The sequence below is a fragment of the Pseudoalteromonas sp. TAE56 genome, from assembly GCF_000497955.1.
Taxonomy (GTDB): domain Bacteria; phylum Pseudomonadota; class Gammaproteobacteria; order Enterobacterales; family Alteromonadaceae; genus Pseudoalteromonas.
The window spans coordinates 37,001-51,132 of the sequence record NZ_AUTN01000082.1; the positions used below are offsets into that span (position 1 = coordinate 37,001).

The window sequence follows — 14,132 nt, forward strand, 5'->3', positions numbered from 1 at the left end:
AATAAATATAAAACACCCTAATGGGTTTCTAACAACAAAAGGGAAAACAATGCGTAAACTTACCTTTATTGCGGCCGCAGTAAGCGTTGCACTACTTGCTGGTTGCCAGCAAACAACACAACAAGCGACTTCAGCTCCTATTGCACAAGCAGCAGTTCAATCACAACAAAGTGAAATAGACAAAGCCAATGCGTTTTTTGAAGACACATTTAACCGCGATGTAATGAGCAGTCCTGTATATCAAACATACATGGGTATTAAGCAAGATTACGATAAGTGGGACGATGGCAGCGAAGAAAGACAGCTTAAAGATTTAGCGCAAACAAAAACTGACCTCGTTGCACTAAAAGCAATTAGCCGTGATTTATTAGATGATGCAACAAAAGTTAGCTACGACTTAAAAAAACAAGATCTTGAAAGCTCAATTGCTGACTTTAAATGGCGTTACCATAACTACCCTGTGAACCAAATGTTTGGTACGCATTCTATGATCCCTGCATTTTTAATTAATCAGCACTCAATTAGTAATGTAAAAGAAGCTAAAGACTACATTTCACGTTTAAATGGTGTAACTGGTGTTATTGATCAGCTTATTATTGATTTAACTGTACGTGCAGAAAAAGGCATCATTGCCCCTAAATTTGTGTTCCCACATGTTATTGATTCAAGCAAAAACATTATTCACGGTGCACCGTTTGAAAAAGGCGATGATTCTACATTGCTTGCTGACTTTAAACGTAAAGTAACAGCGCTTGAGATTAGCCAAGACGAAAAAGACTCGTTAATCAGCGATGCATCAGATGCATTAAAATCGGCTGTTAAACCATCTTACTCTAAGCTAATTAATTACCTAGCGCAGCTTGAGAAACGTGCTGATGATCGCGATGGCGCATGGAAACTACCTGACGGCGAAGCGTTTTATAACAACGCACTTAAGCGCACAACTACAACAGATTTAACGGCTAAAGAAATTCATGCAATTGGTCTATCTGAAGTGACACGTATTCATGATGAAATGCGTGAAATTAAAGACAAAGTGGGCTTTAAAGGCGACTTAAAAGCGTTTATGCAGTTTATGAAAACTGACAAGCAATTTTACTACCCTAATGATGCACAAGGTAAACAACGCTATCTTGATGAAGCCACTGGGCTTATTGATACAATGAAAACGCGTTTAGATGAGCTATTCATTGTTAAGCCAAAAGCTGATTTAAAAGTAAAAGCAGTTGAAGCATTCCGTGAAAAAGCGGCAGGTAAAGCATTTTACCAACAGCCAGCTCCGGATGGTTCACGCCCAGGTGTTTACTACGCAAACCTTTACGACATGGAAGCAATGCCAACGTATCAAATGGAAGCACTGGCTTACCACGAAGGTATTCCAGGACACCACATGCAAATAGCTATTTCGCAAGAGTTAGAAGGTGTTCCTAAATTCCGTAAGTTTGGTGGCTACACAGCGTATATTGAAGGCTGGGGTTTATACTCAGAGTTCATTCCTAAAGAAATGGGCATGTACTCAGACCCTTACTCAGATTTTGGTCGTCTTTCAATGGAATTATGGCGCGCATGTCGTCTAGTAGTTGATACGGGTATTCACGCAATGAAGTGGACTCGCCAAGAAGGTATTGATTACTACGTAAATAACACGCCTAATGCAACATCTGACGGTGTTAAAATGGTTGAGCGTCACATTGTAATGCCTTCACAAGCAACGGCTTATAAAGTGGGTATGCTTAAGATTCTAGAACTTCGTGAAGACGCTAAAAAGCAACTGGGTGATAAATTTGATATTCGCCAGTTCCACGACGTAGTACTTAAAAATGGTCCTGTACCACTAAATGTACTAGAAAATTTTGTAAATGAATGGGTAGCAAGCAAAAAGGCTTAAAACCAATTTAAACAATTGCTTTAAATATGAAAGGTCGCATTTGCGGCCTTTTTTGTTTTATAGTAGTAAAAAAGATTTTTGGAAATAATAATGGATTTAAGCATACAACTACTTAATGCGCGTATTTCAAAGCAGCAGTTAAATGAGCTCGATAACGACTTTAAGCAGTTAAGCCCTGCTCAGCAAACTTTGCAGCTTAACCATTTATATGACAGTGCCCAACGGTTGAGTGTTAAGTATGACTTTATGCAAAACATAGCAACCCGTATACTAAGTACTAATACAGCACCTTCTCCATTTATTAATCAACTCACTAATATTGACGCATTGAGTTTTTTTACCCCAGCGCTGAGAGTAAATAAAGGCTTTTTAGTACAAGATACACAAGGAAATAACGTACTGCACAATGTGTTTAAGCATGCCGATGCTACAAAGCTGCCATTTAACTATGTGCGTTCTTTAATGTTGTTTGAATCAAATGATGACTTAGTTAAAGCGCTTGCGCAGCCCAACTCAGAGGGGTTAACACCTGTTGCCTGCTACATTGCCTACGCAAATAAACCAAGCACACCGGTAAAGCATGAATTTTCAGCCCTGTTAGCGTTAATGGAAATAGAACAAAAACAAAATCCGAACGCAAAACAGCAGCTTATTAACGTATTAAAAGGACAAAAACTTAACGAAACCACAATTTTACTGAGCGCCGCTTACTTGCAACGTTCGACGGCGCAAGTTGCTCACTTAATCAAGGCGCTTTAATTCACTCACAACTTCTGTACGCACACTATCTATGGCATGTGTAATAGATTGCGCAGCACTTTCGTGATCAACCATATTTGGCCAATTTGTTTGCCAGACCTTTTGTAAGTCTTTTGTTTTTAAATGTACTTTATCAACGGCTAAGTAGCTTAAGTCATGAATTAAGTTAACTTTAACCCAGCCTTTTCGAGGGCTACCATCTATTTTGTTATTATCGTAATGCGCCGCAAATACAATAAGCTCAAGCTCCGCTAGTTCTTGTAATATTTGAAAGCTAGCAATACGTGTATTGTTATTTTCTTCACTTGCCTCCATTCGCCATGCATTATAACTAAAGCCTATAAACGCAAATACTACGCTCGCTATAGCAGTAAAAAAATACGAACGGGGCGCCAGTACAAACTGACCATATTTAGACTCTGACATATTATTTCCTAGGGCCTGTTTATCTTTCGAGGTTAAATTTGCAGCAGTATGTTTGGTATTTAGGCAAGGCAGAGCCTATGCAGTGTGGTTATTCCCCATAAATAGGCGATAACGTGGAATAAATGCCAAACATGCGCTGCCCGAAGGGTTCTGCCTAGGGGCAATTTACTCTTTGTTGCCTACATGGATGTAGGTAAGGGGCGTGAGCAGGACGCGGAAGCTTTGCTCGGTTTTTACTTAGCCCGCTAGGTTACAAACCTCACGCCGCGATTAAATCGCCCCTAGATTGAACAAATTTTAATCCTGAAAGGTCAACAGGCCCTAGTCATTTAAATAATATTCAACACTGGTTACCACTCTTATATTTTTTATTTGCGGTGTGTTTGAATCTCGATTACTGATACTAAATTGCCCTTGGCGAGCTGTTTTTATTTTGCCTAATTTTGAATTAGAGTCTTTAGCAAATTTATTAGCGACTTCACGCGCTTTTTCAGTTGCTTCTTGCACCATCGCAGGTTTTACATCATTGAGGCCTGTAAAAATGTATTCAACTTTTGTTTCGTAGCTGTCCTGCACTATTGCGATATCTTGTTTAGCAAGCTGGCTTACTTTGCTCAGCGCATTTTGTACTTTATCTGGCGCAGCAGAATAAACAATAATATTTGAGCGCACTATGTATCTAAACTGCTGATTTTCGTTACTGTATTCACGTGCTTGCTTATCAATAACTGACTGGCTGCCTATTGTTATTTCATCGTCGTCAAAACCATGCAGTTTTAAAAAAGCAGTTACAGCATCATTTTTTTTCTCAACTCGGCTGACTAATTTTTCAAGATTATTGTCGGCATCACTAAATTGCAGAGGCCAAATTACTGTATCGGCTATTACTTCTCGCTCGGCCAACCCCTTAACCTGCACAGTACGTTCCATCTCTTTTACACTCAAAGCTGTACTCTTTAAAATAAACCCTAAGCTAATTAAGCCTATACTTAAACAAATAGCCGCTATAACAATGTAAAAACCGGGGGTTTTATTCACAATAATCTCCTTGATTGATATCAATAATAAGCATCTAGACGCTCGAAATAACACAGTAAACAGGGTACATTGAGACTATAAATAACGCAAAATTTAATCAGCCTAGGAAAAACCATGAGCCTTAAGCGCATTACCCAGTTTTTTAACCCAAGCTCAGTGGCCGTTATTGGTGCCTCTAATATATCAACTCGTGCTGGTTTTGTGGTTATGCGCAATTTGCTTCAAGGCGGCTTTAAAGGGCCGATAATGCCTGTTACTCCAAGCCATAGCGCAGTACATGGCGTGCTTGCTTACCCCACTATTGCTGACTTACCAAAAGTACCCGACCTTGCTGTTATTTGTACTAACAAAAACACCTTAATTGATATTATTGAGCAGCTTGGAGAACTTGGCTGCAAAACAGCGATTGTTATTGCTGATGGGCTTTCTGGAGAGCAAAAAAGCACGCTCAAAGCATGCGCTCAAGCCAAGCAAGTTACTTTGCTTGGGCCAAATTGTTTAGGCTTGCTGATCCCTCATATTGGTTTAAATGCGAGCTTTTCACATACTGTGGCAAGCCCAGGTAAAATTGCATTTGTATCGCAATCAGCAGCAGTATGCTCAACCATTTTAGATTGGGCTAAAAACAAAGAAATTGGCTTTTCATATTTTGTATCGGTAGGTGACTGCCTTGATATTAACTTTAATGAACTACTCGACTTTTTAGGTCGTGATGCTAAAACCAAAGCTATTTTACTCTACATTGATAACATTGAGGATATTCGTGGTTTTATATCAGCAGCAAGAGCTGCGGCTTTTAGTAAGCCTGTAATTGCGATTAAAACAGGTAAAACAAGTGCGGGTGCACTTGCAGCCGAAATTCACACCGGCGGTAAGCAAAGCTCTGATGCTGTTTACGATGCGTTATTTCAACGTGCAGGTATGCTGCGCGTAAATGATTTACGGGAGCTATTTGCAGCGACACAAACACTTGCCATGCATCCAAAATTATTAAAAGTAGAGCAGCTAACTATCTTAACTAATGGTGGCGGGCCGGGAGTTATGGCCGTTGATGAGCTTATTCAAAATTCAGGAAAGTTAGCAGAGCTAAGCATTGAAACTCGAAATGCGCTAAATAAAGTAATTCCACAATCAGAAACCACCTCAAACCCTGTGGATATTTTTGGCGACTCTGCTCCTGCTCGGTACAAACAAGCGCTGGAGATTTTATTACACGCTAAAGAAGTTAAAAATTTACTCATAATTCATACCCCATCAGCACTTGCACTCAGCGAAGACTACGCCAACGTTATTGTAGAAACCTTGCAAACATTACCCAAAATGGCGCGCCCTTACGTTATAACTAACTTTATGGGGGAGGATGCATCTTATGCTGCAAGAAAAGTATGCTCTAATAATGCTATACCGACTTATCGTACGCCCGAAGGCGCTGTTGGCGCATTTATGCACTTGGTAACGTATCGTCGTAACCAAAAGCATTTAACGCAAACACCTGAGTCGAACACTGATGACGCAAAAATAAATAAAGTGCCAGCTAAAGCACTTATTAATGAATTTTTAGATGAAGGACAAAGCTACTTACCTACCCATCAGGCAAGCCAAGTATTAAACCATTACGGTATTAAATGCATTCAAACTGAGGTTGCCTACACACCAACAGAAGCGAGAGAGCAAGCCATAGAGCTGGGTTTTCCAGTTGCGTTAAAGCTCATTAGCCCAAGTATTGCCTCAAAGTCTGAAGTAGGTGGTGTGGTGCTTAATTTAAACGACGCCAACGAGGTTGAACAAACCGCTTTTGCAATGCTTATACGTATTAAAAACACGTATCCGGATGCGATTATTGAAGGGTTCTCATTACAAAAAATGGCGCCGCGAGCAGGCGCAAATGAGCTGCGAATTGCGATTAAAACCGAGCCTAATTTTGGCCCTGTTATATTATTAGGTGAAGCAGGAACCGGCCTTGAATATGCACAAGCCGCTGTTGCTCTGCCTCCACTGAATATGAACTTAGCAAAGTATTTAATTGCCGCAGCGCACGATAAAGGCGTACTAAAGGAGCGCATATTACCCGAAAAGGTTGATAAGTATCGTTTATGTGCACTGCTAACACGTATTTCTCAGTTAATTATTGACCAACCTGACATAAGCTCTATGGAACTAAATCCTATCCTTGCCAGCAACGGGCAGTTTTTAGTACTCGATGCCACTATGACCCTTAACCGCTATCAAACTCAGAGCAATCGTAAGCGCTTATCTATTCGTCCCTACCCTATTGAGCTTGTTGAAGTAGTAACACTTAAAAATAACACCCAAGCTACGCTCAGGCCTATAAAGCCAGAAGATGAACAAGCTCATAAAGCATTTGACGAGTCACTTAATAAAGAAGACAGATATAAACGCTTTTTTGGCGAACTACCACAATTTAACCACGATCAACTCGCTAAAATGACGCAAATTGATTACGACCGTGAAATGGCCTTTATTGTTTGCCAACGCTTTGAAGGTAAAACCCGCACACTAGGTGTATCTCGCGTCATTATGGATCCCGATAACCTACATGCTGAATTTGCTATTGTAGTACGCTCAGACTGCCAAGGTTTAGGGCTTGGTCGCATACTAATGAGTGCTGCAATCAACCACTGTAAACGCCAAGGTGTGGAGTCGATTGAAGGCATAACCTTACCAGAGAATACGGGGATGATTGAGCTAGCCCGAAAGTTAGGTTTTAAAATTAGTCGCGACTTTGAAGAAGGCAGTATTAATATGGTACTTAAACTTAAATAATGAATGAACCACATACTTTAAGACAAAAAATGGCCTGCCTCTTTGAAGGCACAGGTCAATACCATCGAGCAGGACATATTCTTGATATCGCGCTCATTAGCTTAATAATGATTAACGTTGTAGCCATTGTTATTGAATCAATCCCAAGTGTGGCAGAGCAGTATTACAACGAATTCTTAGTTTTAGAAATTGTCTCGGTCGCTATTTTTGCTATTGAGTACTTAGCCAGACTTTGGGCTTGCGTAGATAAAACACAATATGCAGCAATGGAAGGGTCTCATACCAAACGTCGGCTTAGCTACTTTTTCTCCCCTTTGGCAATTGTTGATTTAATTGCGATTTTACCAAGCTTAATGATGTTTTTATTTCCTCTCGATTTACGTTTTTTACGTGTGCTTCGACTATTAAGGGTATTTAAACTCACTCGCTACTCACGCGCCATGCAGCTACTTTTAAAAGCCTTTAACGATGAAGGTAGTTCATTAATGGCTGCTTTTTTTATTATGGCCGTCGTGCTTATTTTAGCTTCATGCGGAATTTATTTAATTGAGCATGACATACAACCCGATAAATTTGGCTCTATTCCCGCGGCTATGTGGTGGGCAATGGCAACACTAACGACTGTTGGTTATGGCGATGTAGTACCTATAACGCCATTGGGTAAATTTTTCGGCGGCGTAATTACACTACTAAGCATGGGAATGGTTGCGATACCTACCGGTTTACTCGCGTCTAGTTTTTCAGAACAAATACGTAAACGCCGCCAATTTTTTGAAGATGCTGTACATGAACAAATTCAAGACGGCACTCTTAATGATACTCAACAAGAACACCTAGAAGAACTACGCTATAAACTAGGCTTGAGTAAACTAGAAGCTAATAAGGCCATTAAAACGCAGTTAAATGAGCATAATAGCCATTTATTTTGTAGGCACTGCGGTAAAAGGCCTTAAATGAGTACTGCCATTATCAATTAAATATATCACTCCAATTGCGATTAATAAGCGGTAGTACTTCGTTATTTGGTACTGGTTTACTAAATAAGTACCCTTGGAAATGCATGCACCCTCGCGCCTTTAAAAAGGCGAGTTGGTGCGAGCTTTCTACGCCTTCAGCCACGCATTCTTTACCTAAACTATCAGCAAGCGCGAGTATTGATTGAATAATAGCTTCATCGTCAGAATCTATGCCTATGTCTTGCACAAAGCTTCTATCTATTTTTAATACATCAATAGGAAAACGCTTTAAATAAGTAAGCGATGCGTAACCCGTACCAAAATCATCCATATACAATCTACAGCCCAACTTTTTAAGTTGTTCCATACTATGTAACGCTTCTTTGGAATCACGCATTAATATTGATTCAGTTATTTCAAAAACAATTGCCTCAGACGATACCCCTGCGTTACTTAACGCTTTTTTTATTTCGGGAACAAGGTCTTTAAACTCAAAATCAAGTGCCGATAAATTAATAGATAAATACAGGCTAGGTGAGGCTTTTCGCCACTCTTTTAGCGCTAGTAAAGCGCGCGCAAAAGTCTGCAGCATAATTTTTGTAATTAGGCCTATACCTTCTGCTGCCACCGAAAACTCTTGAGTTTGCACAAGCTTATTTTCAGGCCAACGCAGCAGTACTTCAAAACCTTCTGTTTTTTGACTTTCAGCGTTAATGATAGGCTGGTAGTAATTACAAAACTCTTCTTCTTGATACGCTCTTGTAAGCTGAGATTCAAGGTGCAGCGCTCTTTGAACATGCTGATTCATCTCTTGCTTATAAAACTGATAACGCCCCTCTAAAGAGTCTTTTGCATGATATAACGCTATGCTCGCAGCTTTTAAAAGCGCTGATCCTTGCTGCGCATCATCTGGTGATATAGACACGCCAATACTTAAATTAACGTTTACAACTTGACCATTAATCGTAATATTTTGATTCACACAATCCATCAACTTAGTACATATAATGAGCACTTGTTCTATTTGATGAATGTCTTCTACCAGTACAACAAATTCATCGCCACCAAATCGAGCAACACTGTCAGATGGACGCAAGGAGCATTTTAAACGCTCAGCTACCTCTTTAATTAGCTCATCAGCAACTGCATGCCCTAAAGAATCATTAAAGTATTTAAAACGCTTAATATTTATATGTAATAAAGCAACTTTACATTCGTGAAATTTTGCTTGCTCAAGGGCGTGTTCAACGCGGTCATTAAACAACGTACGATTTGGCAGCCCAGTTAAAGCATCGTAATTGGCTAATAAGTGCAGCTCGTTTTCAGCTGATTTTTGTGCGTTTATATCGGTTAAAATAATGACATAGCTATTAAGACGCTGTTCGTTATCGGCTACTGCACTTATTTTCACAAGTACATGGCGTGGCTCACCATTTGCTAAAACCACACTGTCTTCACACGAAAAGTGCTCCCCAACAGATAGCTTTTGCATTATGCGTAAATAATCAAAACGATTACTGCGCGATATACCTAAATTTAATGCTCGACTAGATAACGACTCAGCAGAGAAGCTAAAGGCGGTCTGCAGGGATTTATTGGAGGCCCTAATATTTAAATTTTTATCGAGAATAAACACCCAATCACGTGTTTGTTCAAACGCTGCGGTAAATAATAATGCATGTTCTTCAAACACCATCTCACGGGTCATATTTGTGTAGGTACCCGCTACTTTTTGTGGCGTTTTATCATCCCACTCAACGACTTTCCCAAAATCCTTATACCAGCGCCAATAACCTTTTGCATGGCGCAGGCGGTAGGTGCAATTAAAATAACCTTTATCGGTAGATAAAAATTCAAGCCACTCTAAGCGAAATAGTTGTTTGTCTTGCGGATGAATTTTAGATAAATATTCATCTAGGCTCACGGTTTCATTTTCGTAGCCTAATTCACTCGCTAAGCGAGGTTGATAAATACTTGGATTACTTGATTCCCAATCCCAAACACCCGACTCGCTGCCTTCAAGCGCTAGCTTTAAACGCGCTTCGCTTTCTTTACTTTCTTTATTTGCTGCTAATAAAATACGCTGGATTTTATTACGGCGCATAACCCACATAGCAACAAAGCCAATAAACAACATGCCATAAAGCACCATAAAATAAGGTGCACGCCAAAGCGGATACTTTACTTTTATTTTTAAAATAGCGGGCGAAGTATATTCGCCAGTCAGCGGATCTTTAGCCCAAACTTTTAATTGATAATTACCGGGATTTAATTTTGGAAACAATACGCGGTTGTTATTTCGAGTATAACTTTTTTGACCGTTATCGAGTTGATACTCATAAATGATGCGTTCTTGATTACTGAATGCCATGGCCGAAAATGCCACTTCAAGCCCTATATCATCATGATTTAACACAACCTCGTTGAGCGGCTGTTTTAAATCAAGCGATAAATCTCGAGACATTAAATCAACTCGCGTAATATTTACGTGATCAATAAGCGACTGGTAATTTTGGTTTTCCATTGGATGAAAATAAGTAAATCCTTTTAAGCTACCATACGCAATATGGCCATCTTTGAGCTGTGCCATGGCGTTACTATTAAACTCAGCTGAAAGTAGCCCCTCTGATGTAGAAAATTGCTGAAAATGAAGTGTTTCTGGGTTTAATCGCCAAATACCTTTATGGCTGCTCATCCAAATCATACCATCATCATCTAGCACCATATCGTAGAGCAGTGTGCCTAATTTATTTTTCTCTAAATCGATTGTATGGACTAATTGGTAGGTAGATGCGTCAAGGCCTATCAAGCCAAAATTAGAAAGTGATATCCACAATATATTGTTGTTATCAATTAAGTAAGAAAGCACACTAATGGCTACGTTTTCATGCTGTTTTGGCACTTTGTAAATCATTTTAAGTGCTAAATCACTTGGGTTTACTTGGTATAAAATACCGGCATTAAAAAACAATGGTGAGTCTGGTTTATTGCTCAGCGCAGGTAAAAAGCCATGAGCTAAAAAGGGTTCAAATTGATCAAATTGGCCACCCAAACGCGTTATTACTTGAGAGTCTATATTGTATATAAATACCCCATGATCTGAGTGCACAAAGTATAAGTTGCCATTTGGCATTAATGTAACGCCATGCACCCTACCGGTAATTAGCTCTAGATTAGCAGGGTCATGCACTTTAGGTTCGCTAACTTGATGCGTTACAGGATCAAAAATAAACAAACCACGGTTTGTATAAAGCCATAAATTGTCTTTATAAGGTGTTATTTCGTATACGGTAAACTCAGTGGTGAGTAAGTCGACTTTGTAGTCTTTTAAATAAACTTTGCCAATATTTGTTTTTAAATCAACTTCAGTAATACCATTGTGCGTTGCAAGCCAGAGTTTATCTTTATATTCAGTAATACCCCAAATAGAGTGATGTGATAAACCATCGCCCCCGAGTAAAGTGCCATCGATATTATTAAAATGATAACTGTCATGAGATAAATAAAATGCCCCATCGGTTTTAGTCGCAACCCAAGTACCACCCGATTTATCTTTAGCCATATCAATAATACTGGTATCAGCAAGTGTGTACTTACTTTGGGCTATTCGGGTGTTTTTAATCATTTCCCCAGTGCTTAAATCAAATTTAAACAAGCCTTTATCAGTAGCTAAATCTATTTTTCCGTGTTCGTTTACTATGCTCCACACATTTAAATCAGTTAGTAATACCTTACTTTTAAACGGTAAATCTGGACGTTCAAACATTTTTGATAAGTTACTAATATCAACTTCGTATAAGCCTTTTACCGCCCCTACTAACAACTGTTTATTTTCACCTAATGCGAACGACTTAACATTATTTTGATAAATATGCTCAGCTTCACCTTTTAAGTGTTGTAGTGGCCTAACCTGCTCTGTTGCAATATCAAATACATATGCACCATGGCTTGTACCAATAAATATATAACCATTGTAGGCAAACAGCTTTCTCACAAGGGTATTTTTATATTTAGCGGGTAGCTCAAAGATAGTTGTAATTTCTCCGGTCGCAATATCAAGCTTTGCAAAATCGCGGCCTCGCCCAATCCAAAGTGTTTTTTTATCAACGGCCACCATACTAAAAACAGATTGATTGATAATTTCTTCTTCACTGGTGGGTTTTTCTAAAAACTGCTGATATGAATCTGTTACGGGGTCGTATCTAAATAGGCCTGCAAGTAAAGAAGCTATCCAAATGTGCCCTTGGGTATCTTGGTAAATACGATCAATGATCGCTTCTTCTAATTCACCATTAGGGCCGTTTATTGGAATAACTTGATAGCCATCATAACGATTAAGCCCAGCCTCAGTAGAAAGCCAAAGGTAACCATTAGTGTCGATGAGCATTGTATTAACGTAGCTTTGCGATAAGCCTTCGCTTGGAGATAAACGTTTTACTTGTGCGCCTACTTGGCAACTTAGGATAGCGATTAAAACTACAAAGCAACTAATGATCCCGTTAACGCATTTACTCATGCTTATTCCATATTATTATTTATTATTATGGGTACTCTAGAGCGACTATATTTCGATGTTTGTAAGTATCAAAAAGTACTTGTAAAGCAAGAGTATATGTTAACACCTGGTTAAAACCAATAGCACAATATAAATCAACTACGTTTTTATATGCGAAGGTATTAATCTTCTTATCTTGCGACTTTAAGAGTGTTGATAATAGCTGCTTAGCAACACCTTTACCGCGATGCTCCAGCGCAACAAACACGGTAGATAAAAATAAAAAATCTGTTTTATCTTGTAACCTACATGCTGCAACTATTTCATTATTATAGTAAGTAACCCATACTTTATCTTGTTTATTAGCCCGTCCTCTTACATTATGTTTTTTATAAAATTTATTAACGAGTGGAATTTTTATCTCATCCAATAATTCAACTATATGCATATTTATATCAACACTTAGCTAAGCATCAAGGCTAAATATTGCTCAAACTTTTGCTTTAACACCATTTGCTCTGCCATTGGGCGGCTATGAATTGTATTATAAACTTGCTCTCGCGTTTTTTTGTTTCGCTTAATTTGATACGCCCAAAAAGACGCTTCATAATCTAACTGAATTTGGTATTTTTCTTCACGTGGCAATAGGCATAAATTAAAACTCACAATACTTCCTCATTCGCTTTTAAAATTATTTGATTAACCCCGAAACTGGGCAAGAGGTAATCTCCTTGTTATTATACGCGTCTTATTTTATTTATTTCTGTAGTAATTGGAACTGATAATGAATAGACATTTTAGTATCTTGTTATTATTGGTAAATTTATCTTTTAGTGCCTCTTGTTTTAGTCATCAATACAACCTCACTTTTAATCGTCCGCAAAGTACACCACAAGCTGATTATGCCTTAGAGCTATTAAAGTTAGCATACGCAGATATAGGTTTTAAAATATATATCATCGATTTTAGCCACCAAAATGCTTTGCTAGCTGCAAATAATGGCGTACTTGATGGACAGTTAGGAAGAGATGTAAGCGTTGAAAAAAATTACGAAAACTTAATTAGGGTCGATTATGAGCTATTTAAGTTTGACTTAGTGTTATATAAAAACTGTTTACCTAGCAGTTTAGAGCAACTAGATAGCGTCGCAATTGTTGATGGCTACCCTGTCCAAGAACATTATTTAGCAAACACTCAATTTGCAGGAAATATTATTAAAGTTAAAAGTATGAATGCCCAGCTTAATTTACTAGCTCAGCAAAAAGTACAAGGGGCTTTAATGATTAACTTTATAATGCAAAACAACGATCTCCCTACACCGCAAGGTTGCTTTGAAAAAGAAGTGTTGAATACGTATCCGCTTTATCATTATTTAAATAAGCGTAATAAAAACCTAGTAGAAAAACTTAAAATGTCATTAATTAACTTAACTAACAATGGCACTGTGTACGCACTAAGAGCCAAATATGGATTAAGCTTTTAAAAATCGAACCCTTGTTGCTCTGCCTGTGTACTTGGCACTGCATTTTGCTGCTTTTTTTGAAGATAGCGTTTGTAGCGCTGCTGGCACAAACTAAGCACCTTCTTTTTTTGGTCGTTAGTTAAGCTATTCCACGAAAAACGTTCATCGCGACTACGATAACACCCCTTACAATACCCTCTGTTATTAACTAAGCAAATACTTTTGCAAGGGCTTGGAATATCAAATATTTCAATTTGTTGCATAGCATTCGCACCGTTTAATTAGAGGTACTTAGTATAGCGTCATTTTTGAGCAAAAAAAAAG

Annotated in this window: 11 protein-coding genes; 5 read left to right on the top strand and 6 right to left on the bottom strand. The window is 38.6% G+C overall.

What is annotated here, in order from left to right:
• Positions 1 to 49 precede the first annotated feature (49 nt).
• Together L656_RS0108580 and L656_RS0108585 are read left to right on the top strand one after the other, a co-directional pair.
• A complete protein-coding gene (locus L656_RS0108580) occupies positions 50 to 1,888 on the top strand; it encodes a DUF885 domain-containing protein (RefSeq protein ID WP_024598897.1) in 1,839 nt (612 codons plus the stop codon).
• A 90-nt stretch (positions 1,889 to 1,978) separates the two neighbouring features.
• Positions 1,979 to 2,647: a hypothetical protein gene (locus tag L656_RS0108585; RefSeq protein WP_024598898.1), complete on the top strand. Its 669-nt coding sequence runs from the start codon at positions 1,979 to 1,981 to the stop codon at positions 2,645 to 2,647.
• Here the strand turns inward: L656_RS0108585 and L656_RS0108590 are convergent.
• Together L656_RS0108590 and L656_RS0108595 are read right to left on the bottom strand one after the other, a co-directional pair.
• Positions 2,630 to 3,073 (bottom strand): hypothetical protein, encoded by a 444-nt coding sequence (locus L656_RS0108590; RefSeq protein WP_024598899.1) that lies wholly within the window; start codon positions 3,071 to 3,073, stop codon positions 2,630 to 2,632. The two genes, L656_RS0108585 and L656_RS0108590, sit on opposite strands and share 18 nt — an antisense overlap.
• Before the next feature lie 321 nt (positions 3,074 to 3,394).
• Positions 3,395 to 4,111, bottom strand: coding sequence for an SIMPL domain-containing protein (locus tag L656_RS0108595; RefSeq protein WP_024598900.1), 717 nt, complete (start codon positions 4,109 to 4,111; stop codon positions 3,395 to 3,397).
• A 114-nt stretch (positions 4,112 to 4,225) separates the two neighbouring features.
• Here L656_RS0108595 and L656_RS0108600 point away from each other — a divergent pair, with 114 nt between their 5' ends.
• Both L656_RS0108600 and L656_RS0108605 read left to right on the top strand, forming a co-directional pair.
• On the top strand, positions 4,226 to 6,895 hold the full coding sequence (locus L656_RS0108600) for a bifunctional acetate--CoA ligase family protein/GNAT family N-acetyltransferase (protein WP_024598901.1): 2,670 nt from the start codon (positions 4,226 to 4,228) through the stop codon (positions 6,893 to 6,895).
• Positions 6,895 to 7,848 (top strand): ion transporter, encoded by a 954-nt coding sequence (locus L656_RS0108605; protein WP_024590672.1) that lies wholly within the window; start codon positions 6,895 to 6,897, stop codon positions 7,846 to 7,848. Before L656_RS0108600 ends, L656_RS0108605 begins: the two co-directional genes overlap by 1 nt.
• 16 nt (positions 7,849 to 7,864) lie before the next feature.
• Here L656_RS0108605 and L656_RS0108610 read toward each other — a convergent pair whose 3' ends face one another.
• The 3 genes from L656_RS0108610 to L656_RS0108620 are packed head-to-tail and all read right to left on the bottom strand — an operon-like array spanning position 7,865 to position 13,012.
• On the bottom strand, positions 7,865 to 12,367 hold the full coding sequence (locus L656_RS0108610; protein ID WP_024598902.1) for an EAL domain-containing protein: 4,503 nt from the start codon (positions 12,365 to 12,367) through the stop codon (positions 7,865 to 7,867).
• 25 nt (positions 12,368 to 12,392) lie between these two features.
• A complete protein-coding gene (locus L656_RS0108615) occupies positions 12,393 to 12,794 on the bottom strand; it encodes a GNAT family N-acetyltransferase (protein ID WP_024598903.1) in 402 nt (133 codons plus the stop codon).
• Positions 12,795 to 12,808: 14 nt separating this feature from the next.
• A complete protein-coding gene (locus L656_RS0108620; protein WP_002962585.1) occupies positions 12,809 to 13,012 on the bottom strand; it encodes a DUF3283 family protein in 204 nt (67 codons plus the stop codon).
• A 118-nt stretch (positions 13,013 to 13,130) separates the two neighbouring features.
• Between L656_RS0108620 and L656_RS0108625 the strand changes: the two genes are divergently transcribed.
• Positions 13,131 to 13,829, top strand: coding sequence for a transporter substrate-binding domain-containing protein (locus L656_RS0108625; protein ID WP_024598904.1), 699 nt, complete (start codon positions 13,131 to 13,133; stop codon positions 13,827 to 13,829).
• Here the strand turns inward: L656_RS0108625 and L656_RS0108630 are convergent.
• Positions 13,826 to 14,071 carry a DUF1289 domain-containing protein gene (locus L656_RS0108630; RefSeq protein ID WP_024598905.1) on the bottom strand — a complete coding sequence of 82 codons (246 nt, stop codon included), beginning with the start codon at positions 14,069 to 14,071 and terminating at the stop codon, positions 13,826 to 13,828. The genes L656_RS0108625 and L656_RS0108630 overlap by 4 nt on opposite strands.
• Positions 14,072 to 14,132 lie beyond the last annotated feature (61 nt).